General features: G+C 60.6%; 24 protein-coding genes. 15 read left to right on the forward strand and 9 right to left on the reverse strand.

Translation table 11 applies throughout. The features are described 5' to 3' along the window. Positions 1-132 precede the first annotated feature (132 nt). The 3 genes from OXI69_07945 to OXI69_07955 form a co-directional block, all read right to left on the reverse strand. A complete protein-coding gene (locus OXI69_07945; GenBank protein ID MDE2666066.1) occupies positions 133-1,014 on the reverse strand; it encodes a lipoate--protein ligase family protein in 882 nt (293 codons plus the stop codon). 65 nt (positions 1,015-1,079) lie between these two features. Beyond that, positions 1,080-1,727, reverse strand: a complete 648-nt coding sequence (locus tag OXI69_07950) for a hypothetical protein (GenBank protein MDE2666067.1) — start codon at positions 1,725-1,727, stop codon at positions 1,080-1,082. Between the two features lie 322 nt (positions 1,728-2,049). Continuing rightward, positions 2,050-3,612 (reverse strand): Do family serine endopeptidase, encoded by a 1,563-nt coding sequence (locus OXI69_07955; GenBank protein ID MDE2666068.1) that lies wholly within the window; start codon positions 3,610-3,612, stop codon positions 2,050-2,052. Between the two features lie 321 nt (positions 3,613-3,933). Here OXI69_07955 and ndhC point away from each other — a divergent pair, with 321 nt between their 5' ends. The 9 genes from ndhC (at position 3,934) to OXI69_08000 (ending at position 10,598) form a co-directional block, all read left to right on the forward strand. Then, on the forward strand, positions 3,934-4,311 hold the full coding sequence (gene ndhC / locus OXI69_07960; protein MDE2666069.1) for an NADH-quinone oxidoreductase subunit A: 378 nt from the start codon (positions 3,934-3,936) through the stop codon (positions 4,309-4,311). 12 nt (positions 4,312-4,323) lie between these two features. Next, on the forward strand, positions 4,324-4,842 hold the full coding sequence (locus tag OXI69_07965) for an NADH-quinone oxidoreductase subunit B (protein MDE2666070.1): 519 nt from the start codon (positions 4,324-4,326) through the stop codon (positions 4,840-4,842). After that, positions 4,839-5,399, forward strand: coding sequence for an NADH-quinone oxidoreductase subunit C (locus tag OXI69_07970; GenBank protein MDE2666071.1), 561 nt, complete (start codon positions 4,839-4,841; stop codon positions 5,397-5,399). Before OXI69_07965 ends, OXI69_07970 begins: the two co-directional genes overlap by 4 nt. Positions 5,400-5,447: 48 nt before the next feature. After that, positions 5,448-6,572 carry an NADH-quinone oxidoreductase subunit D gene (locus OXI69_07975; GenBank protein ID MDE2666072.1) on the forward strand — a complete coding sequence of 375 codons (1,125 nt, stop codon included), beginning with the start codon at positions 5,448-5,450 and terminating at the stop codon, positions 6,570-6,572. Between the two features lie 36 nt (positions 6,573-6,608). Next, entirely contained in the window at positions 6,609-7,685 is a 1,077-nt protein-coding gene (gene nuoH, locus OXI69_07980; GenBank protein ID MDE2666073.1) for an NADH-quinone oxidoreductase subunit NuoH, read from the forward strand. 19 nt (positions 7,686-7,704) lie between these two features. Next, the gene (locus OXI69_07985; protein ID MDE2666074.1) at positions 7,705-8,199 is read left to right on the forward strand and encodes an NADH-quinone oxidoreductase subunit I; all 495 of its coding nucleotides are present in this window, start codon (positions 7,705-7,707) and stop codon (positions 8,197-8,199) included. 10 nt (positions 8,200-8,209) lie between these two features. Continuing rightward, positions 8,210-8,710, forward strand: coding sequence for an NADH-quinone oxidoreductase subunit J (locus OXI69_07990; protein MDE2666075.1), 501 nt, complete (start codon positions 8,210-8,212; stop codon positions 8,708-8,710). Beyond that, a complete protein-coding gene (gene nuoK, locus OXI69_07995; GenBank protein MDE2666076.1) occupies positions 8,710-9,012 on the forward strand; it encodes an NADH-quinone oxidoreductase subunit NuoK in 303 nt (100 codons plus the stop codon). The genes OXI69_07990 and nuoK overlap by 1 nt, the downstream gene beginning before the upstream one ends. Positions 9,013-9,107: 95 nt before the next feature. Continuing rightward, entirely contained in the window at positions 9,108-10,598 is a 1,491-nt protein-coding gene (locus OXI69_08000) for an NADH-quinone oxidoreductase subunit N (GenBank protein ID MDE2666077.1), read from the forward strand. Here OXI69_08000 and OXI69_08005 read toward each other — a convergent pair. Genes OXI69_08005 through OXI69_08015 form a run of 3 tightly spaced genes read right to left on the reverse strand, consistent with a single transcriptional unit; the run spans position 10,593 to position 13,437 of the window. Beyond that, complete coding sequence (locus OXI69_08005) at positions 10,593-11,303, reverse strand: lactate utilization protein (GenBank protein ID MDE2666078.1); 711 nt, start codon at positions 11,301-11,303, stop codon at positions 10,593-10,595. The two genes, OXI69_08000 and OXI69_08005, sit on opposite strands and share 6 nt — an antisense overlap. Next, a complete protein-coding gene (locus OXI69_08010; GenBank protein MDE2666079.1) occupies positions 11,303-12,709 on the reverse strand; it encodes a LutB/LldF family L-lactate oxidation iron-sulfur protein in 1,407 nt (468 codons plus the stop codon). Before OXI69_08010 ends, OXI69_08005 begins: the two co-directional genes overlap by 1 nt. A gap of 8 nt (positions 12,710-12,717) precedes the next feature. Then, positions 12,718-13,437, reverse strand: a complete 720-nt coding sequence (locus OXI69_08015; GenBank protein MDE2666080.1) for a (Fe-S)-binding protein — start codon at positions 13,435-13,437, stop codon at positions 12,718-12,720. 524 nt (positions 13,438-13,961) lie between these two features. On the opposite strand from OXI69_08015, the gene OXI69_08020 reads away from it, so the two are divergent. After that, positions 13,962-14,684, forward strand: a complete 723-nt coding sequence (locus OXI69_08020) for an SDR family oxidoreductase (protein MDE2666081.1) — start codon at positions 13,962-13,964, stop codon at positions 14,682-14,684. Between the two features lie 11 nt (positions 14,685-14,695). Next, complete coding sequence (locus tag OXI69_08025) at positions 14,696-15,097, forward strand: EVE domain-containing protein (protein ID MDE2666082.1); 402 nt, start codon at positions 14,696-14,698, stop codon at positions 15,095-15,097. A gap of 11 nt (positions 15,098-15,108) precedes the next feature. Here OXI69_08025 and trxA read toward each other — a convergent pair whose 3' ends face one another. After that, positions 15,109-15,978, reverse strand: a complete 870-nt coding sequence (gene trxA, locus OXI69_08030; protein MDE2666083.1) for a thioredoxin — start codon at positions 15,976-15,978, stop codon at positions 15,109-15,111. 608 nt (positions 15,979-16,586) lie between these two features. On the opposite strand from trxA, the gene OXI69_08035 reads away from it, so the two are divergent. Genes OXI69_08035 through thpR form a run of 4 tightly spaced genes read left to right on the forward strand, consistent with a single transcriptional unit; the run spans position 16,587 to position 19,191 of the window. Further along, positions 16,587-17,285, forward strand: coding sequence for a hypothetical protein (locus tag OXI69_08035; GenBank protein ID MDE2666084.1), 699 nt, complete (start codon positions 16,587-16,589; stop codon positions 17,283-17,285). 24 nt (positions 17,286-17,309) lie between these two features. After that, positions 17,310-17,792, forward strand: a complete 483-nt coding sequence (smpB, locus tag OXI69_08040; GenBank protein ID MDE2666085.1) for an SsrA-binding protein SmpB — start codon at positions 17,310-17,312, stop codon at positions 17,790-17,792. A 23-nt stretch (positions 17,793-17,815) separates the two neighbouring features. Next, a complete protein-coding gene (locus tag OXI69_08045; protein MDE2666086.1) occupies positions 17,816-18,574 on the forward strand; it encodes a Fic family protein in 759 nt (252 codons plus the stop codon). Between the two features lie 35 nt (positions 18,575-18,609). Continuing rightward, the gene (thpR, locus tag OXI69_08050; protein MDE2666087.1) at positions 18,610-19,191 is read left to right on the forward strand and encodes an RNA 2',3'-cyclic phosphodiesterase; all 582 of its coding nucleotides are present in this window, start codon (positions 18,610-18,612) and stop codon (positions 19,189-19,191) included. 338 nt (positions 19,192-19,529) lie between these two features. Here the strand turns inward: thpR and cobA are convergent, their stop codons facing one another. Continuing rightward, positions 19,530-21,047 (reverse strand): uroporphyrinogen-III C-methyltransferase, encoded by a 1,518-nt coding sequence (gene cobA, locus OXI69_08055; protein MDE2666088.1) that lies wholly within the window; start codon positions 21,045-21,047, stop codon positions 19,530-19,532. A gap of 58 nt (positions 21,048-21,105) precedes the next feature. Then, positions 21,106-22,029 carry a hydroxymethylbilane synthase gene (gene hemC / locus OXI69_08060; protein ID MDE2666089.1) on the reverse strand — a complete coding sequence of 308 codons (924 nt, stop codon included), beginning with the start codon at positions 22,027-22,029 and terminating at the stop codon, positions 21,106-21,108. Between the last annotated feature and the right edge of the window lie 57 nt (positions 22,030-22,086).

Consider the following 22,086-nt stretch of genomic DNA (forward strand, 5'->3'; position numbering starts at 1 on the left):
TGTATTCTGGAGTGTCAAGCGCTTTTGGCTTGCCGTTATGTCTCCCCTGGAGCCTCGCCGTGGCATTGGATTTTTCCCTGTGCCCCAGTGGCATACGGAGAATGAAACGGGCCGTGTCCGTCCTCGTGACAGTCATTGAAGTCGTGGCTCAGGACGAGGAATGGGGCAAGCGTCGACCAGGCGGGTCTGTCCCAGTGCCTCCGCCTCCGACCGCATGTCCGGGTCCAGGGAGCAGGCCTCTATTCGGACGTTGAGACCCCGCCGAAAGCCGTCCTGCAAGCATGAGACAACCGCAGAGAACTCCGGTGCCTCCCCAAGGCAGGATTTGAGGGTGGCAACGTTCGAGGCCAGGTTCGAAAGTGTCTGTCCGCGCAGGGCCCCTTGCAGCAAACCCGGATCAAAGTCCAGGAGAATGGACCCGTGCTGCAGGAATCCCCGGAGGGTCCTTCGCTGGGCGCTGCCGACAAGTTTTTTGCCCGCGAATAGAATCTCGTGGTGAAGGGTGGTGGCAAAGCAGGCATGGCTGCGATGGGACCGTTGACTGCGTCTTTGCCCGACTGCCGGGCCGGCGAGGGTGGTGTCGATCCCGAGCAGTGCCAGACCCTGCTGCAGAGCTGCTGAAATTTTCCCGTAGGTATCTTGTATGGACCAGGCGGGGAAGAGGGAGCGGTCGTTGGAGATGAAGGAGTAGGTGACTTCCCGATGGTGCAGCACTGCCTTCCCCCCGGTGGCCCGGCGAGCGACCGCAATGCCATGTCGCCGACAATACCCGAAATCCACCACCCGGGAAGCCTGTTGGGACATGCCGAGGGACAAGGTCGGTTTCGGCCAACCGTAGAAGCGCAGGAACGTCTCGACCACAGCCGATTCTACCGAGACTCGACGCAACAACAATTCATCCAGTGCCAGGTTGGAGGCTCCGTCGCCAAGTTGTTCCAGAACCAGTGCGCAGAACGGATCAGCCGGGTCGGAGACTGGACCGATACTGTATTCGGTAGCGTCGGCTGGCGCCATGGACGGGGGTTAGGAGTGTGGGTACGCAGCCTGCCGCCGGCCTCTCGTGGGGCGAGCGATGACACCTACCTGGTGGAGATGACGGTCAACGGGCGATCCAGGCGGATGACCATGAGAGTACCTGCCGGGATTTCTATTTCCTTGCCACCCCGCCTCAAGACGTCGACCAGTCCGATGAGTCCGCCGGCGCCCGCACCGATGGCTGCTCCCTTTCGGCCGCCGGCGATGGCTCCGATCCCGGCGCCGATTGCTGCCCCGGCTCCGATTTCGGCGGCGCTGCTCTTGCGGCTGGACTCTCCCAGGATGGTCCCTTCACGGCGGTCCATTTCCTCTTTTTGAGTATCGTCCAGCTCGGCCTGGGAGGCGATGATGGTCTCCGAAACGCCGTTGGGAAAAATCAAACGCTCATAGATGAGGTTGACCTCCGCCCGCCCCTTGATGCGGCCAGGTTGTCGGACTTCAGCAACCCGGCCCTCCACCGTGGTGCCCATCGGAATGACCTCCTTACCCCGAACCTGAACACTTTCAACTACCTTTGCGGTGAAGCGGTCTCCCTGCCGATTGGTCTTGGAGTTGACGGTTGATTCCAGGCGCACCTGTATGCGTGTTCCCTCGGGCACCAGGTAAGATCGGGTGGCCTGGGCCTGTAGATTGATTGGGGAAAAGAGGCCGGCACAGAAGAAAACGGACAGAACGGTTGGAAACGATTTCATGGCGTGTCTTCTTTCAACTCTCGTCTGACGTTAGCGCGAAAAATCCGCGGCTCGCGGAGCAACCAGACCGGGCACGAGCCCGCATTTCTCACCAGGGGGCATGATCATGGCGCAGGAATTTTCCCTTCAGCGCGTGCTCGCGACCGAAGAGCGTAGCGGTCACTACGGTCGAGGGAGCCTGTGCGCGCTGAATGGAAAAGGACCAGTCAGGGCATGCCCAGCGCCGTCTGTTACCTGCAAGCCCTTACCATGGAGCCAATCAAGGTACTGAAAGATAAACTGCCTTTCGTCATGCTACCAGCGACCTGGTGAGAAATGCGGGCTAGGGCACCGACCCCGTCAGGAAGAGCGTGGTAATTTCTCCCGCTTCGCGGTCCCAGCGCTTCACCAGGAATAAAAGGTTCATGCCGGACTGCAGGTCGGAGGTGAGTTCCTGCAGGTCACCGACGGTGCGGGTCGGCTTCTTGTTGATCTCCATGATCAGGTCGTGGGGTCTGATCCGGGCCTCCTCGGCAATGCTGTCGGGTTCGACCCTCATGACGTAGACTCCGCTCTCCTCATCCGACAAATTGAATTGCCGGGCCAGTCGGGGAGTGAGGTTCTGTGCGGAAATTCCCAGGCGGACCGATTCGGAAGGTCCCTCCTCTGCAGGAGCAGCGCCGCGGGAAACCGAAGGAAGGTCCTCTCGATCCATGGCCGTCAGTTGGGTGGTCCTGAGCCGGCCGTCCCGAATGTACTTGATGGTGATCCTGGTTCCCGGGGCCACGGCGGAGAGCACTCGATGCATATCGTAGGTGTCATTGATCTTGTTCCCGTCCACCTCCACGATCACGTCGCCCTGCTCGAGCCCGGCCTTGGCGGCGGGACCGTCAGCCGGGTCGGCCCTTTCCACAATCACTCCCTTGCCGTCGGCTGCACCCAAGGCCTTGAGTGTTTGAGCGGTAGCCTCCCCCTGCATCCGAATTCCTATGGCCCCGCGCCGAACCTTGCCATGTTCGATGAGCTGGTTATAGACGTTGGTGGCCAGGTTGGAGGGAAGAGCGAATCCGATACCGAGATTTCCCCCCATTCCCCCAAAAGTGTTTTGGGTCAAAATGGCGGTGTTGACGCCGATGACCTCTCCGGCCATGTTGACCAGGGGGCCTCCGCTGTTGCCCCGGTTGATGGCGGCATCGGTTTGCAAGAACTGTTGCCAGGGCGTGGCATCTCCCATGTTCTTGCGACCGGTGGCGCTGATGATGCCGGCGGTGACCGTCTGCTCCAGACCAAAGGGGCTGCCCACCGCCAGTACCCAGTCGCCCTGACGCATCCCGTCCGAATCGCCCAACCTGGCAGCGGTGAGCTTGTCTTCGGCTTCTACCCGGATTACGGCCAGGTCGGTATTGACATCCTTGCCCACCACCTTGGCCTCGTACTCGTCTCCGGTGGACAGCTTGACGGTGATGGTGTCGGCATTTTCAACCACGTGGGCGTTGGTGAGAATATATCCCTTGGCATCCACCACGAAGCCCGATCCGAGGGACTGGCTCCTACGACTCCGGCGGGGCATTTCCGGACCGAAGAAGCGTTCGAAAAAGTCCTGGAACGGGTCGTTGCGGTACTGCCGGCGGGGGGAAGACTGCCGCCTGACGATGGTTTCAGTGCTGATATTGACTACCGCGTTCTCGACTTTTTGAGCCACTGTTGAAAAGTGCGACGACAGCTTGGTGGGAGAAGGCACGCTGATGGGCGCGGGCGTGGAGGCCGCCGACCTGGCGGCGCTCACGGAATGGTCGATCATGGTGCCGATGGCCACCCCCAGGATGAGGGTTCCCAGAATCATCGAGAAGAAAAGAAGTCTGCGCCTCCTCATGGCTCTCAATATCCTTTCGACGGAAGCGATCATGTTCACACCTTGAACAAAGTGTAAGTTATCGCCTCGGTGAGGGCAACCTTGAATGCGCGCGGTACGGGAGCAGCCGGCCCCACCCTCGCCTCATGATCCTGCCAATATCTTTTTTGGTAATCGTACGGGGATATGCTAACATCCCGCCGTAATTTGGGCGAGGACGGGCCGGGCAGTTTCGGTCCCCGGCGGACCGCCTGAGTCCCGGCGGTGGCCGCGCCCTGTGCTTTCCGGGTCCGGGACAGCATTGCTTTCGAACCCCAATCCCTCACATCATCCCTGGCAAGGGATCCTTCGGTTCCCGACCGGCCACTATCGCCGATGACGCTTCAATTTGCCAATGTGCTGGTTTTTCTGGGCGTCGGCGCGCTGTTCATCTTCGTCAATCTGCTCATTGCAAGCTTGATTCGCCCCTCCAAGTACAGCGAGGAAAAGTTGATTCCCTACGAGTGTGGGGAGAATCCGGTCGGCAGTCCCTGGATCAAGTTCAATATTCGTTTCTACGTTTTCGCCTTGATTTTCATCATATTCGACGTGGAGGTGGCCTTTTTGCTGCCGTGGGCTGTGGTTTTCAAGGAACTGGGGTGGATCGCGTTCATCGAAGGACTCATCTTTATCGCCATACTGGTGGTCGGCCTGGCCTACGTTTGGGCCAAGGGGGATCTGCAATGGGTGCGGCCCGAAGAACGTTACCAGTGATGGAAGGGAGCCATGGGAATCCTGGAGAATAGGTTCGGCGACAACATCGTTCTTACGACCGTGGATACATTGCTGAACTGGGGAAGAGCCTCGTCGCTATGGCCGATGACCTTTGGCCTGGCCTGCTGCGCCATCGAAATGATGGCGACCGGAGCTTCCCGCTACGACTGGGATCGCTTCGGAATGATTCCCCGGGCTACGCCCCGCCAGTCGGATGTCATGATCGTGGCGGGGACGGTCACCTTGAAGATGGCCACCCGTGTGAAGCGGCTTTATGAGCAAATGCCGGAACCCAAGTATGTGATCTCCATGGGCAGTTGCGCCAACAACGGAGGACCCTACTGGCAGCATGGCTACCATGTTCTTAACGGCGTGGACCACGTGATACCGGTAGATGTCTACGTTCCCGGCTGTCCCCCGCGTCCGGAAGCCCTTCTTTTCGGCGTCATGAAGCTTCAGGAAAAGATCATGCGGCAGCGTGTACTTCGCAAGAAAGGGTCCACGCAAGAAAGGGCCCGCCAAATCGGATGAAACAGGCCTCGGAGATCATCCAGACCCTCCAGGATCAATTCCCGGACCAAATCATCAAGTCCAGCCAGGAATGCCTCCAGCCCTTCGTTGTAGTGGCTTCGGATGCCGTGGCGGAGATCTGCGCCTTTCTCAAGAACGATCGCGACCTGGCTTTCGATACCTTGATGTGCTTGAGCGGCGTGGACTACAAGAGTGCCAAGAACGAACCGGAGCGGCTCGAGGTGGTCTACCACCTTTTTTCCATGCACCACAGGCACAAGATCGTGCTCAAGGCGGAACTGCCGAGAGAAGACCCGGCCCTGCCCACGGTCGAAACCGTCTGGGACATCGCCAACTGGCATGAAAGAGAGGCCTACGACATGTACGGCATCCACTTCGACGGCCATAGCGACCTGCGCCGAATCCTTTGTCCAGACGACTGGGTGGACTTTCCGCTGAGAAAGGACTATGTCCAACCGGAGACCTACCGCGGCATGCCGGCCGCGGCGTCCAAACAGTTTGCCGAACGGGCCCAGGAGGGAGAAGATCTGGGAACCGATCCCTTCCAGGCCGGTTGACGGGATCGTTTCAACCTGCCCCGGAGCGCCGTCCCCCGAGTAATTTACATGCAAGTCGAAGCTTACGCCGGCGAGGAAATGGTCCTGAACATGGGCCCCCAGCATCCCAGCACGCACGGCGTGTTGCGCCTGGAGCTGGAAACGGACGGTGAAATCGTCAGGAACGTCACTCCCCACATCGGCTACCTGCACCGCTGTTTCGAGAAGCACGCCGAACACATCGACTATCCCGGCGTCATCCCCTTTTGCGACCGCATGGACTACATTGCCTCCATGAACAACAGCCTGGGCTATGCGCTGGCCGTTGAAAAGTTGATGGATCTGGAGGTCAACGAGCGGGTGAAGACCCTCAGGGTGTTGATGGCCGAACTCAACCGCATTGCCAGCCATCTGCTTTCGGTTGGCACCTATGCCATGGATATCGGGTCTTTCACCCCTTTCCTGCATTGTTTCCGGGAGCGGGAGAAAGTTCTGGACCTGTTCGAATGGCTGTGCGGCGCCAGGCTCCTGTACAACTACAACTGGGTCGGTGGCGTTTCGCACGACATTCCCGAGGGCTTCGAGGCCAAGACCCGCGAGTTTCTGACCCAGTTCGAGCCCGTCATCGCGGAGTTGGACAAGTTGCTCAGCTATAACAAGATCTTCCTGGAACGCACGGCCGATGTCGGGATCATCAGCGAGGAGCAGGCCCTGTCGCACAACGTGACCGGACCCAACCTGCGCGGATCCGGAATCGCATGGGACCTGCGCAAGGAAGAGCCCTACTGCGGCTACGAGACCTATGAATTCGAGGTTCCGGTGGGCCTGGGCGAGCACGGTCCTCTCGGCTCCTGTTGGGACCGTTACTATGTGCGGGTTCGCGAGATGGAGCAGAGCCTTGGACTGATTCGCCAGGCCTTGGATCGACTTCCCGAAGGAGACGTGCACGAGCACATTCCCCGACGGGTGCGGCCCGCCAAGAGCGAGGTCTACGACCGCACCGAAACGCCTCGAGGAGAGTTGGGATACTACATAGTGAGCGCCGGAGGACTCATCCCCTTCCGGGTCAAAGTCAAGTCCCCCTGCTTTACGGTGCTGAGCCTGCTTCCTGCCATCGCCAAGGGTGGAATGGTGGCGGATATCATCGCCATAATCGGCAGCATCGATATCGTGATGGGTGAGATCGACCGTTAGTTCCTTCGGCAGGGCCGAGGATCGACTGCCGATTTCATGCCCACAAAGAAGATCCGGTACGCATCCATGGAATACCTCAGAGAGGTACTGACTCAGCAGGTGGCAGGGTACGATCAATTGCCCGAGGTTCTGCAGATCTTCCTCCCCATGCTGCTGGCCTGTTTACTGTGCCTGGGGTTGGTTGCCTTCATCCCCCTGGTGGCAATCTGGGGGGAGCGCAAGGTTTCGGCCCACATGCAGGACCGGTTGGGACCGATGCGGGTGGGCGGCTGGCACGGATGGGCCCAGACCATCGCCGACGGAGTCAAGCTGCTATTGAAAGAGGACATCATCCCGGCTCAGGCCGACCGGCTGCTCTTCAAGCTGGCCCCACTGGTGGTTTTCGCCGGGGGCTTTGCCGCCTTTGTGGTGTTGCCCTTCGGCGAGCGGCTCATCGTCAGCGACCTCAATATCGGAGTGCTGTATATCGCGGCCATCTCCTCGTTGGGCGTGGTGGGGATCATCATGGCCGGTTGGGCCTCCAACAACAAGTACGCGCTGTTCGGGGGAATGCGGGCGGCTGCCCAGATCGTCAGCTACGAGATCCCCACCGTTCTGGCCATCCTGACGGTGGTGATTCCGGTGGGCAGCCTCAGCATGCAGGAGATCGTGCGGGCTCAATCGGGGGGTGTTTTCAACTGGTTCATCTTCCAGCCCGTCACCTTCCTGGCATTCTGGGTCGTCTACCTGGGTACGCTGGCCGAGGTGAACCGGACTCCCTTCGATATTCCGGAGGCCGAATCGGAGCTGGTGGCCGGGTACCACACCGAATACAGCGGCATGCGCTTCGCGTTCTTCTTCCTGGCGGAGTATGCCAACATGTTCCTGGTGAGCGCGCTGGCGACCACCCTCTTCCTGGGGGGATGGCATGGGCCGGGCTTTCTTCCGGGGCCGGTCTGGTTCATCCTCAAGGCAACGGCTCTGGTCTTCGTGCAGATGTGGTTGCGGTGGACCTTGCCCCGTTTGAGGGTCGATCAGCTCATGCACGTGAGTTGGAAGGTCCTGTTGCCCATTTCTTTCGTCTTGGTGTTGGCCGCGGGGACGCTGGCCCTGTGGCGGGAGGGAACCCCTTGACCATGGGGAAGGGGAAGCCATGAAACGTTATATTCGAGATATTTTCCAATCCATCTGGACGGTGCTGCAGGGAATGAAGATCACCGGGATCCACCTCTTCACCCGCTCCTGCACGCTGCAGTACCCCAACGTCAAATGGGAGCTGCCCGAGCGCTCCCGCATGCGGCTGTTCAACAAGATCGAGGACTGCATCGGCTGCGGTCAGTGCGTTCGGGCCTGCCCGGTCGACTGCATCTACATGACCACCGAGAGACGCGGCAAGGAGGAGGCTCCCATCTTCGCGGCCGACGGGACCCCCATCAAGCTGCGGGTCACCCAGTTCGATATCGACATGTCTCTCTGCTGCTACTGCAACCTCTGCACTTACCCATGTCCGACCCATTGCCTGGTCATGACTCCCGAGTACGAGTTTGCGGTGCAGTCCAAGCAGGACTTTCTCTACCGCTTCGCCAAGGACGAACCCCAGGCCCCGCCCAAGCCCGCTCCGAGCCCCCGGCCGGCAGGGGCCAGTTGAGGGTATCCCGATGAGTGTTACCGACATCGTTTTCATTCTTACCGCCATCGTCACGGTGGGATCGGCCGTGGTGGTGGTGGTGTCCCGAAGCTTGATCTACTCGGTTTTTTCCCTTCTCTTCACCTTTTTCGGGGTGGCGGTTCTTTACGTATTCCTGGGGGCCGACTTCCTGGCCGGTGCCCAGGTGCTCATCTACGTGGGAGGGATCCTGGTTCTGCTGCTGTTTGGCGTGATGCTGACCCACCGGCTCTACAATCTGAATCTGACTACCGAAAGATTTCAGCCGGTTGCAGGCACCCTGATTGCGGCGGCGGTTTTCGCTTCCATCAGCCTGGCTGCGTTCAAGACCAAATGGAAGCTGGTTGGCGAGAGGGAATTGGAGCCTACCACCCAACAGATCGGGGAGGCCTTCCTGAGCAGCTACCTTCTTCCCTTTGAAATTGCATCGGTACTCCTTCTGGTCGCCCTGATCGGAGCCGCCATGCTGGTGAGAAGGAGGACGGACGTTTGATCGAACTCAAGTATTTCCTGCTGATTAGCGCGTGTCTGTTTTCCCTGGGCGTGTTCGGCGTGTTGACTCGGCGCAACGCCGTCAACGTGCTGATGGGAGTGGAGCTGATCCTGAACTCGGCCAACCTGAACCTGGTGGCCTTCTCCCGCTACAGCTCTACCGGGATCGACGGACAAATGTTTGCGGTTTTCGTCATTGTGGTGGCCGCCGCTGAAGTTGCCGTGGCCCTGGCGATCGTCCTCACCCTCTACCGGGTTCTGAACACGGTGAACCTGGATCGGGCCGATGTGCTCAAGCGGTAGACGGGCCGGAGGCCTGCCTTGGCGCCGGGACCCCTCGTGATCCTCCTGGGCGCAGCATTTTCCAAGCGGGAAGAAAGAAAGAGGTTGGATCCTCAATGAACCTCGGCAACCTGGACAGCCTGACCTTTTTCCGCCCGGAGCTGATCCTGCTGGGTGGCATCCTCCTGGTGGTGATTTCCGACATCGCGCTCAAGGGGTTGAGGAACCACGTCAACCCGCTGCTGACCCTGGCGGCGCTCCTGCTGGCTCTCTTCTACACGCTGCAGACCGATCATGGCTCGGCCATGACTCTCTTCGAAGGGATGCTGGCTCTGGACAACTTTGCCCTCTTCTTCAAGGTCTTCCTGCTGATGGCGGGGATCCTGGTGCTGCTGGGTTCTCTGCACTCGGAGGAATTGGCTTCCGTCCACCAGGGAGAATTTCACGCTCTCCTGCTGGCGGTCACCCTGGGCATGCTGCTGATGGCCAACTCGGCCCACCTGGTCATGCTCTACCTGTCACTGGAGCTGGTGTCACTGACCTCCTATGTCATGGTGGGCTACCTGCGCAGCGATCGTCTCTCCAACGAGGCCTCCATGAAGTACATCCTGTTCGGCGCCGTGTCGACTGGAGCCATGCTGTATGGATTCTCCCTGCTGTACGGCATGACCGGAAGCCTCGATCTCTTCGCAATCCGGGACGCGCTGCTGGCGCAGGAAGTGGTCGGGTTCAATCAGGTCACCCTGGTGCTGATCGTGGTGCTGACCACGGCCGGTTTCGGATTCAAGACGGCAGCGGTGCCCTTTCACTTCTGGTGCCCGGACGTCTATACCGGCGCTCCCACACCGGTGACGGCCTTTCTCTCGGTTGCTCCCAAAGCCGCCGGCTTTGCCATTCTGGTGCGCTTCTTCCTGGGCGGACTGAGTCAACCGGCTGGGGAGCAGTGGGGATTCATCAGCGGAATCGACTGGCCGACGGTGCTTATCGTGGTGTCGGTAATGACCATGAGCCTGGGGAACATCGCCGCGCTCACCCAGAACAACCTGAAGCGGATGCTGGCCTATTCCAGCATTGCGCACGCCGGCTACATCCTGATGGGTGTGGTCCTGCTGACCGGCACCGGCCTCAAAGCCATGCTGGTCTATCTCTTTGTTTACCTGTTCATGAATCTGGGCGCCTTCTTCGTGGTCACGGTAATTTTCAACAGCGAGAAGACCTTCGAACTGGAGGACTACAACGGCATGTTCCGTCGCTCGCCCTTTCTGGCGGTCGCCATGAGCATCTTCCTGTTGTCTCTGATCGGCATTCCGCCCTTTGCCGGATTTCTGGGCAAGCTCTATATCTTCGGCGCCGTCATCGACCAGGGCCTCTACTGGTTTGCTCTCGTGGGAGCCCTCAACGCCGCCGTGGCGGCCTTCTACTACATGAGGGTCATGAAGCACATGATTCTGGAAAACGATGACCGGCCGCCCACCCCGCTGCGCATCTCCACTCTGAACCGGGCCCTGCTGGTTCTGCTGCTGGTTCCCAATATCCTCCTGATTGTCTTCTGGACCCCCATCGACCGCTGGACGGCCAACTCCATCACCCTCTTCGGCGGACTATAGCCCCCCGATCACCCAGGTGAGTTGTCTCACCGGACCGTGGGCCCCCTTGATCAGGACCTTTTCGATATCGGCGGTGCGGCTGGGACCGGTGATCATCGTCAGCGCCGCCGGCAGCCGGCCCTCTTCAGGTGCGGTCCCCAATTGGTGGAAGACGGCAGCCAGGTCCGGACAGATCTGGTCTGGGGTGGCCAGCACCAGGTGGGCAGTAGGGAGCAGGCTGATCTGACGACTGGAGCCGGTGCTGGCAACAAGGACGGTACCGCTCTCAGCGATCAGGAATTCCGCCCCCGTGATGGACAAATCCGCTTGGGCCAGTTGCCGGGAATTCCGCCGCCGGGAACCCCTGCTATCCGAATCTCCTTCCTCGGTCCAAAGACTCACCTCGGGAAGCAGGTCCGAAAGCGCCTGGGCCAGGCGATGGCGCCGGCAGATTTCATGGTTGGAGACGGCGACCCTGCGGTATCCGGCGGCCACAACCAGGTCCTGAATGCCCCTCAGGGCTTCCTCACTATCGGTGCAGAGTCGGGGCTCGCCACCGACCCGTTCCGATTGTTCCCGAAACTGCCCGAAGAGCTGAGCGGGATCCACCCGGCCGGGGGACGAATCAGCCCTGTTGAGGCTGCCATGCGACTGTCCCTGCCCAGGGCCGGGGCGAAGCAACGCCCGCCGAATACGGCCAAGGATGACCTCCCGGGAACCGTTCATCATCCCTCTCCCCGTGGCCGGTTCTCCTCCCACCACTGCTTGAAGGAGGTCTCGGCCAACGCCGGAAAGTCCCGGGTTGGACTCCATCCCGGAACGGCGAAAGGGCGATTGCCTTTACCTGACACCTTCAACAACAGACGCAACAGCGCCGAGCCCATCCGATACAGGGCCGGATCCTTCATGCCGGCCGCGAAGAGAGACATCGCCAGACGCTCCTGCCAGGGAGTCGCCCGGCGGGATACCAGCTTCTCGCGCAGCCACAGCAGTTGGTGATGGAGGTCGATCTTGACCGGACAGATATTGGAGCAGGAGCCGCAAAGCGAGGAGGCGTAGGGGAGATCCTTGGCGACCTCCAATCCTTGGAACAGTGGCGTCAGCACCGATCCGATGGGACCGGAGTAGACGGACCCGTAGGAGTGCCCTCCGACTCGCTGGTAGATCGGGCAGGTATTCAGGCAGGCGCCGCAACGAATGCAGTAGAGCGAACGGCGCATTCGAGGATCAGCCAGAATGTCGCTGCGCCCGTTGTCGAGCAGAATCAGATGAAATTCTTCGGGGCCGTCCCATTCCCGCTCTCGGCGCGGTCCGCTGATCATGGAGACGTAACTGGTCTGCCTCTGTCCGGTCGAGCTGCGGGCCAGCAGCCTCAGGAAAAGCGGAAGGTCTGCAAACCGGGGGATTACTTTCTCCAAACCCATGATGGCCAGATGGACCCGAGGAAGGCTGGTGCAGAGACGGGCATTGCCCTCGTTTTCCACGATTACGATGGTGCCCGTATCGGCCGCGGCGAAATTGACCCCTGAGATTCCCAAACGGGCCGATAGAAACTCGCGGCGCAGCCGTTGCCTGGCAAAAGCACACAATTCCGCCGGAACATCCGTGTAGGGAATTCCGAATTTTTCATGAAAGAGGTTTCCGATCTGCTGGCGGGTCATGTGCAGGGCGGGTGCGATGATGTGGGACGGAGTTTCGCCGGCGACCTGAATGATGAACTCACCCAGATCGGTTTCCACGGGTTCCACTCCGGCAGACTCCAGCGCATCGGCCAGCCCGATTTCCTCGGCAGCCATTGACTTGGATTTCACCACGGTCGGGGCCTGCAGCCGGCGGCAGAGATCCACTACGTAATTGGAGGCCTCGCTTGCGTCCCGGGCCCAGAACACCCGGCCGCCCCGCCGAACCACGCTGGCTTCCAGCTTCTCCAGGTAGAAGTCCAGGTTCTCGACAGTTTCTTCCTTGATGCGATGGGCTCTCTCTCGAAGATCCTCCCACTCGGGCACCAGTTGGACGGACTGGGCGCGCTGCCCCAGGGCATGGCCGGTGGCCGATTGAAAGGTGTTGCGAAGACGCTGGTCTGCGACATTCTCCGAGGCAAGAATCTTGAATTGGCTGGGCGTACGATTCATCCCTGCAGTCAAAGGTTCTCTCCCAGCAGGTCGGCCAGATGGAGCGGCTTGATCGGAAGGTTCTGACGACTCAGGTAGCCTCCGATCTGCATCAGGCAACTGGAGTCGTTGGCCACTACATATTCCGCTTCCGTCTTGAGGATGGCTTCGCTCTTGTCCTGCGTCATGGCGGTGGATATTTCGGGGAACTTGACTGAAAAGGTGCCACCGAATCCGCAACAGGCGTCGCTGTTTTCCATCTCCACCAGTTCGATCCCGCGGACGTGTCGGATCAGCTCTCGGGGGGCACGGTGCACCCCCAGCTCCCGGAACAGGTGGCAGGCGTCGTGGTAGGTGACACGATGGGGAAAGGTGGCCCCCAAATCCTTGATTCCCATAACGTTGACCAAAAAATCGGAGAATTCTCGGGTTCTGCGGGTGACCTCCTGGAGTTGCTGGCGCAGGCCGGGATCCGGGAGTATCTCCGGGTAGAACACCTTCACCATGCTGGTGCAGGAGCCGGAGGGAGAGACAATGGTTTCGGCTTCTCCGAAGACCTCCAGGAAACGCCGAGCCAGCTGGGTAGCCTCCTCATGATATCCTGAGTTGAACGCCGGTTGACCGCAACAGGTCTGCTCCCGCGGGTAGTCGACCGACACTCCCACTTTGCGGAGGATCTTGACCAGGTTGATACCCACGCTGGGAAAGAACTGATCCACCAGGCAGGGGATGAACAGTGAAACGGTCATGGAGCGTCCGAGGTGCGGGAACAACGCGCGGGGAAGCCATTAATAGCACAATTGGGCAGCGTCCCCTATTCCTCTTTTTTCGGTTGTTTCAATAAAGTTCCACCGCCGCCCTGTGCTGCCGATCATGCGAGCGTGAAACAAGAGCAGTCCATGGCCTGTCGGGAACAAGATTTTGAACATCGATGCACAGGATTTACAGGATAATCAGGACGTGGCGTTGCTGCAACAGAGACTGACTCCGGCGATGATCACCTGCGGCTATGCGGATGTTCAGGACTGCAAGCCAGCCGTCTCCGGATAAAATCCGGTGCATCCGGTGCATCGATGTAACTGGACCATCTGCTCAGGCTCGATTTTGAACCGGTTGCCAGCCAACGGAGGTCGTGGTTTGAAACTCACGCGGGGGCGCGGGCTGGATTGCCGGGTCGCAACCCTGCCGATGCGTCCGAGTCGTCACGCTTGGTGGCCCTTCGTGTCACTTCGTGGATTACTCTTTTTTGGGTTGTTGCAGGTATGAACTCACCGTGGTATCGATTAGAGACCGCATAGCTATTGTGACCGGCGGAACGCGGGGAATCGGTCAAGCCATCGCCCGCGCTTTGCTGGAGGCCGGCGCCCGTGTGGTAATCTGCGCCCGAGACCGGGAGGCAGTGGCCGCCTGCGTCGAGCAGTTGCAACCACAGTGGGCCGGCAGGGTCAAGGGAACGGCCTGTGACGTTTCCCGCTACGACCAGGTCCGGTCCCTGGTGGACTTCACCCTGGAGGAGTTCGGAGGGCTGGACATACTGGTGAACAACGCGGGGGTGGGAGTGATGGGCGATATCGCCGAGATATCTCCCCGGCAGTGGCAAGAGGTCATCGGAACCAACCTCACCGGTGTTTTCCACTGCTGCCATGCGGCCGTTCCCATATTGAGAAGGCGAGGAGGCGGGTATATCCTCAACATCGGAAGCTTGGCGGGGACACAGGGTTTTGCGGGCGGCTCGGCCTACAATGCCTCCAAGTTCGGCCTCAATGGCTTCAGCGAAGCCATCATGCAGGATCTGCGCCACGACAATATCCGTGTCAGCGCCGTCCTTCCGGGAAGCGTCAATACCGGATTCCGCGGGCATCGGACCGGCAAGGAGGTCCGCTGGAAGCTGGCGCCGGAGGACGTGGCCCAGGTGGTGGTGGATCTGCTACGGCACGATCCCCGGTCCCTTCCCAGCCGGGTGGAACTGCGCCCCTCCCGGCCCCCCAGGAAATAGAGAGAATTGCCATGGCCTACTGGTTGTTGAAGACGGAACCTTCGGACTACGCCTATGCGGATCTGGAAGCAGACCAGGGGACCCTCTGGGACGGGGTCAGCAACAACCTGGCTCTGAAGCACCTCAGACAGATCCGTCGTGGAGATCAGGCCCTGATATACCACACCGGCGGAGAGAGGGTGGTAGTCGGCATCGCGGAGGTGACCAGCGATCCCTTTCCCGATCCTGAGCGGGACGATCCCCGGCTGGTGGTGGTGGAGGTGAAGCCCGGGCGCAAGCTGGCAAAACCGATTCCACTTGCCGACATCAAGTCGGACCCGGAACTCAAGGATTTCGACCTGGTTCGGCTGCCGCGTCTTTCGGTCATGCCGGTAACCGAAGCTGTCTGGAAACGCCTTTTGTCGGTTGGCTGACCAATGGGGCACTAGTAAAGAGTTCGGGCCAAGCGTCCCCTGAACTCCTCGGCCAGGTCGCTTCTTTCCCCAATCAGGCTGAAAACGGCCAGCATGGCCTTGCGGGCGGAGTCCTCCCGGTAATGCTTGTCCCGGGCGACCACGGCCAGAAACTCCTCCAGCGCTTCCCGATATTGTCCGGTCGCCGCCAGGCAGGAGGCCAGGGCCATGCGTGCGCCCAGGTCTTGCGGAGTGCTTTCCAGGATTTTCCTCAGAGAGGCCTGACCGCCCGCCTCCGCGCAATCCGCCTGGAATCCGATAACCTGTTCCAGCCGGTCGGCGGCTTCCTTTTCGTCGGCCAGAAACGGAATGGCCTTGAGATGGGATCGGGCCTGTTCCGGCAGGTGCTCCTCAATCAACAGCCTGGCCAGAGCCAGACGGGCCGGCGAGTGTTGTGGTTCGCGGTCGATGACCTGTTCCAGAAGACCTTTGGCCGCCTCTTTTCTCCCGGCCTCCAATGCAACTCGTGCCTCAGAAAAGAGCTTGTCGACCTCGGTGGGACAGTAGGGTTTGAGAAACCGGCGAATCTCGGCTTCAGGGATGGCTCCCGCGAACTGGTCGACCGCTTTCCCCTCCAGGAAAAGGACGACTTGCGGGATGCTGCGGATCTGGAAGGCAAGGGCCAGGTCCGGACTTTCGTCGGTATTGATCTTGGCCAGCAGGAAGGCTCCAGCGTACTCTACTGCCAGTTTCTCCAGGACCGGACTCAAGCTGTGGCAGGGACCGCACCAGGGAGCCCAGAAGTCCACCAGCACCGGGGTGGTGCGGGATTTTTCGACCACTTCGGATTCAAACTGGTCCTGCTCGAGGTCAACGACAAATTTTGAAGTGGATGACGCCATTTCCAGTCCTCCCGTAAACCCATGTTACCAAACCCTGTCCTGCAACAAGAAACGGATCCACGAACACGATTGTACGACAAAGCTGTGAAGGGAGATCCGTGGATCAAGTGCCCCCCTACTGGGGCCAGACATTAACCGAAAGAAATTTCCACGCTCAGCAGCATTGTGGGTTAGGGGAGAGCCGCGAAGCTGCGGTTGGAGTGGGTAGGCAAGGAAACGCTTACTACAAGCCATCCTTATAGAGCTGCGTAGCAGCGGCTCAGGGTAGCCCCGGGCGGCAGCCCGGGGTCGTATGGTTCTGCTCCAACCCCGCCGCGAAGGCGGCGAATCAAGAGCCGGGTCCCGCAACGCACAGCCTCGCCAGAGCGCAGCCCGGGGTTTCCTGATCCCGCGCGCCGCCCTGGCCGCGTATGCGACGAATCAGGTTCGTCGTGCAGCACCGCAGTGCCCGTCCAATAAAGGCTAAGCATCCACCCATCCAATCGAGCGTTACAAGTGCCAAGGGGAGAGTTACATGTCGGCCAATTTTTGTTGGTGTCCGCCGTCGGTTGTCTTGGATCGGGAGCGGTGTTAGGATGGAGGGCGAAGCGGGCTAAAAGAGGTGACCGATGCGCAAGGTGCTGTGGATGGCTTCATTGCTACCGGTTGTTGCCACAATGCACCATCCTGTGGCAGCCCAGGTCAACCTGTCCTTTGACGGCAGGGTGGTGAACCTGACGGCGTCGAACGAGAGTTACGGAAGCATCCTGGACCTTCTGGGCCGGCACACGGGAATGGCGGTGGAGATTCCCGGCGAGTTGAAGTCCGTGCGGGTTCCCCTGCTGGAGATACGAGGGCTGGAAGTCAAGGCAACCGTTCTGAAGATCATGGAAGGGAGTGGTTTTGATTACTTTCTGTTGACTCGGACGGGTCGTCCCGACACCCTGTCCCGCTTGATCGTATCCGGCAAATCCAAGAAGATCGCGCCACCGGCCCGGCGCAGTCGACCGCCCTCCCGATCTCCCCGCAGACCCTTTGTTGGCCGCAATGTGACACCTTTCAACCCACGGACGGGTTCAGGGGCAAGGACTGGCTCCAGGGCGCAGAAGATCAAGCCGGCGGTGCAGCCCAAGACCACGCCGACCGCCCAGCCCGCCACTGCCTTTCCGGTCGGCCAGCCCTACGGCCAAACCTTGAGCAGCCAACCTCCTGGTATCGGCCAACCCGCTGCAGCGCAGCCCCGGCAGGTGCGTTCCCCACGGGCCTCCGGGGGACAGACAACCGCGAATCCCAGCCGTCGTGCACCCAACCCATACCAGCGGAAATAGCCCTTCAAGCGCAGTGCCGGGCTCATGAAGTCTTCCAACACGCAGCGGACCGGAGAAAAGACAGTCAGCCTGAACAGGAAGGCCTTCCACCAGTACCACATCTCCGATGTTTTCGAAGCCGGCATGGCCTTGCGCGGCACCGAGGTCAAATCCATTCGAGCCGGTCGGGTCAACTTGAAAGAAGGGTACGGTGCGGTCAAAGGCGGGGAAGTGTGGCTGCTCAACTGTCATATCAGTCCCTATGAGCAGGGAAACCGCATGAACCACCATCCCCTGCGGCCGCGAAAGTTGTTGCTTCACCGCCGGGAGATTCGAAAACTGATTGGGCAGACCAGTGAGCGGGGCATGACCCTGGTGCCGCTTCGCATCTACTTCCACAAGGGCCGGGCCAAGTGTGAGATCGCGCTGGCCAAGGGGAAGAAGCTCTTCGACAAGCGGGAAAAGGAGAAACGCAAGGCCATGGAGCGGGAAGCCCGCCAGGCCATGAAACAGAAGGCGGTTGGTTGAGGGAAGGCAGTGCGAGGTCGACTGTGGGAAACAGCTTCGAGTTGAAGACCCGCCGGCTTTTCGCCGGCATCATCGGTCAGCGGGACCGGTGGTTAGAGCGGCAGCGGTCTCCCGGGGCCGATGTGACGTTCGAGCGATTGACCGGAGACGTTTGGGCCAGACACAACTGCGCTCTGGACCAGCCCGGGGTGAGGGCCGGTCCTGTACCGGCCTCCTGGCAAAACGAGGGGCGGCGTCAACTGGAGCGCCACCTCAAGGCTTGCCGCTGGTTTCTGGAGAGAGTCCCACAATCCGCTGCGCCGACTCCTGCCGACCTGCGGCAGCTGCACTCCCGACTCATGGGACAGCCCGCGGATCGACTATCCGACTACCGGAATGCGCCGGCAGCGCCCCTGCTGGAAAGTCATGACCCTGCAGAGTGGGAACTGGTTCCACACCTGGTTGATACGGCCCTTCAGTGGTGCCGGGCGGATAGTTTCGGCGAGATGCACGAGGTGGAGCAGACTGCGTTGGTCCTGCTGAAGTTGACCGACATCCAACCCTTTGACCGCCACAACGGAAAGACACTGCGCCTGTTCTCGAACTTCTTTCTGGTCAGATCGGGATATCCGCCCGCTGTGATTCGCTCCGAGCAGGCCGATCGGTATCTGATGGCGCTTCAGAAGGGTCTGTGCTACCAAACCGGTTCGTTGGTCGAGCTCTTGACCGAATCGGTGGCATTCAGCCTCGGCTACTGTCTGGGAGAACCTCCCAGCCCGCCACCTTTTGTGGTTCTGGACTGAAGACATCCCGGGCCACCTCTGACCTGTTCTCTCCCATGGAAGCCGTCAGAACCTTCATCTGCCTCCAACTTCCCGCGTTCGCCAGGGAACGGCTTGCGTCCACCCAGCACCAGTTGCGGGAGAGTGGAGCGCAAGTCAGTTGGGTCAAGCCGCACAATATCCACCTGACCCTCAAGTTTCTGGGGTCGGTCCCGGCGGAACGCCTGCATGAGGTGGTGCGGGCAGTGCAACGGGCGGTGGTGCCGGCCCCGCCCATCCAGTTGGAATTGACCGTGTTGGGTTGTTTCCCCAACAGGCGTGCGCCCAGGGTTATCTGGGCGGGGCCGAAACAGCTGCCCGAAAAGCTGAGAAACCTGCAGCAGAGGGTTGAAAAGGAGCTGGTCGCAACAGGGTTTCCTGCTGAATCACGTCCCTTCTCTCCCCATTTCACCTTGGGTAGGGTCCGATCGGGCCGAAACATTGGGAAGCTGGTGGCGGCAATGCAAGCGGCGCGGCTGGAGCCGCTGCTGTTCGAAGCAGCCGAAGTCATAGTGATGGCCAGCCGGCTCCACCCCTCTGGTGCCCTTTACACCCCCGTCTCGCGCGTCCCCTGGAATTCCCCCGACCCCGGCCACTGAGCAGGTAGCTGCTAGCCCGCATTTCTCACCAGGGGGCATGATCATGGCGCAGGAATTTCCCCTTCAGCGCGTGCTCGCGACCGAAGAGCGTAGCGGTTTCTACGGTCGAGGGAGCCTGTGCGCGCTGAAGGGAAAAGGACAAGCCAGGGCATGCCCAGCGCCGTCTGTGATGCGCAAGCCCTTGACATTGAGCCAATCAAGGTGCTGAAGATAATCTACTTCTTGTAATGCCTCCAGCGGCCTGGTGAGAAATGCGGGCTCGTCCTGGCATCTGCAGCCAAGACGCCTGTACGGCCCACGAGAATTCCCTATCCGATCGGCAGTTGGACTGTCGAACTTCAACCCTTCCTTGAGAAATACTCCTCCATGGCCTCAATTAGCGAAGCCGTGGTGTACTTTTCAGGGACGAGGTCTACCTGTAACCCCAAGTCCCTGGCAGTGCCGGCGGTGATGGGTCCGATACAGGCTACGGCTGCGCCCTGCAGGCTCTCGGCCAGGGACTTGGGGCGGGTGAGGTCGGCCAGGTTGGCGACGGTAGAGGAGCTGGTGAAGACCACCATGTGGGGAGGAGCGTCATTGAGCACTTGCGCCCATCGGAACTGTGCATTTTCCGGGGGCCCGGTTCTATAGGCCTCGACCACCTCCACGCGGGCGCCCTGTCGCTGCAGTTCCCGGGGCAACACCTCGCGGGCGACCCGGGCCCTTGGAAGCAGCACCCGCATGCCCTTGACCACCTTGCCGCGCAGGCTCTCCACCAGGCCCTCGGCCTGGTAGTCGCTGGGAAGGGTGTCCACGGCCAACTTGAAGTCAAGAACAGCCCGGCGAGTTGCCGGCCCGATGGCTGCGATACGGACCCCCTTGAGCTGTCGAATGTCGGGATGGCGTCGAAAGTACCTATTGAAGAAGTATTTGACCCCGTTAACGCTGGTGAAGATGAGCCAATCGTATCGATCGATGGTTTCAAGGGCTCGATCCAGCTTTGCCCAGGAGTCCGGTTCACGCACCTCCACCGTGGGAAAGGAGATGGCCATGGCCCCCAGCAGCTCCAGGGCTCTGCGGAAGTCCCGGGACTGGTGGCGGGGGCGGGTGATCAGGATGCGCTTTCCGAACAGGGGACGGTTGTCGAACCATCGCAGCCGCTCCCTTAGCCTGACCACTTCGCCGACAACGATCAAGGTGGGGGGAGACATTGGCGCGACTTGCTCCAGGATGGACCCCAGTGTGGCGGTGACGACCTCTTGTGAGGGACGTGTCCCCCAGCGGATCAGAGCAATGGGCGTGGACGGGCTGCGACCGTGGCGGGTAAGCTGCTCCACCACCTGCCTCAAGCTCCTGGCCCCCATAAAAAAGACCAGGGTTTCGGCGGCCGAGGAAATTTTCTTCCAGTCCAGCGCAGAATCGTCGCGGGTCGGATCCTGCTGGGCTGCCACAAAAGCCACGGTCGGACCATAGTCCCGATGGGTCAGCGGAATTCCCGCGTAGGCCGGTGCAGCCGAGCCTGCCGAGACTCCGGGCACAACCTCGAAGGGAATACAGGCCCGAGCCAGAACTTCCGCCTCCTCGCCGCCGCGTCCGAAGATGAAGGGATCGCCTCCCTTGAGGCGGGCCACCGTTTTCCCTTGGCGGGCGCGCTCCAGCAGCAGGGAATTGATCTCCGCCTGGGCAATATGGTCCCGGCCTCCCTGCTTGCCCACGTAGACTCGTTCCGCCGAGCCGGGAGCGTACCGCAGCAGTTCCCGGTTCACCAGGTGGTCGTAGATCACGCAGTCGGCCGCCTCCAGACAGCGGCGTCCCTTCAAGGTGATGAGCTCGGGATCGCCCGGACCGGCCCCGATCAGATAGACGGCCGTCTTCATGGACCCTGCCTCTCCCGTTTGGTCAGCATGACACCGAGGATACCGGGGCTCACGTCGCTCACCCGGTCATTTGCAACAACTCGCCGGCGCCGCGGTCGAGGAGTCTGCGGGCGACCGAATGGCCCAACTCTGCAGATTCCTCCAGGGTTGCCTGGCCGACCTCCCGAATCAGGCGGCTTCCATCGGCAGCCCCAACCAGTCCGGTCAGTCGCAACTGCGCCTCGTGGATGACGGCAAATCCGGCAATGGGCACCTGGCATCCCCCACCCAGACGGCTCAGCAGACTCCGTTCCGCCTCGGCAGCTTTTCTGGAGTCCCTGTCGTCGAGCCCCTGGATTCGGTCGAGGGTCAAACGGTCGTCGCAGCGAACCTCCACCGCCAGCGCGCCTTGTCCGATGGCCGGACAGATGGTGTCGACCGATAGCTTCTCGCGAATGCGATGATCCAGTCCCAGTCGAATCAGGCCGGCGCAGGCCAGAATAATGGCGTCGTAGTCTCCCTCATCCAGTTTGCGAAGGCGGGTATCCAGATTCCCCCGCAGGTTCTTCACGTGCAGGTCCGGACGGAGGTGCAACAACTGGCATTGCCGTCTCAGGCTGCTGGTCCCGACGGTGGACCGAGGGGGAAGTTCCGCCAGGCAGCCAAACCGGTTGGAAAGGAAGGCGTCTCGTGCATCTTCTCTTGAAGTGATGGCACCCAGGCAGAGGCCATCGGGCAGGCGGGTTGGGAGGTCTTTGAGACTATGGACAGCCAGATCGATCTCCTCGCGAAGCAGGGCTTCTTCGATCTCCTTGGTGAAGATCCCTTTGCCCCCAATCTGGTGCAGCGGAGGTCCGCTGCGTCGATCCCCGGTAGTGAGAATGCGGCGGACGGTTATGGGTAGAAGGGGCTGTGTCCGGCTCAGCTGGTCCTTTACGAGGTCAGCCTGCCTGAGGGCCAGAGGGCTGCTTCGCGAGCCAATGACAAGAGGTTTATCGGCCATGATCGGTTTCCCATCCGGACGGCAACCGGTTTCCGGAAAGTACCGCGAGTAAAGAAG

The organism is Acidobacteriota bacterium, from assembly GCA_028875575.1.
GTDB lineage: Bacteria > Acidobacteriota > Terriglobia > Versatilivoradales > Versatilivoraceae > Versatilivorator.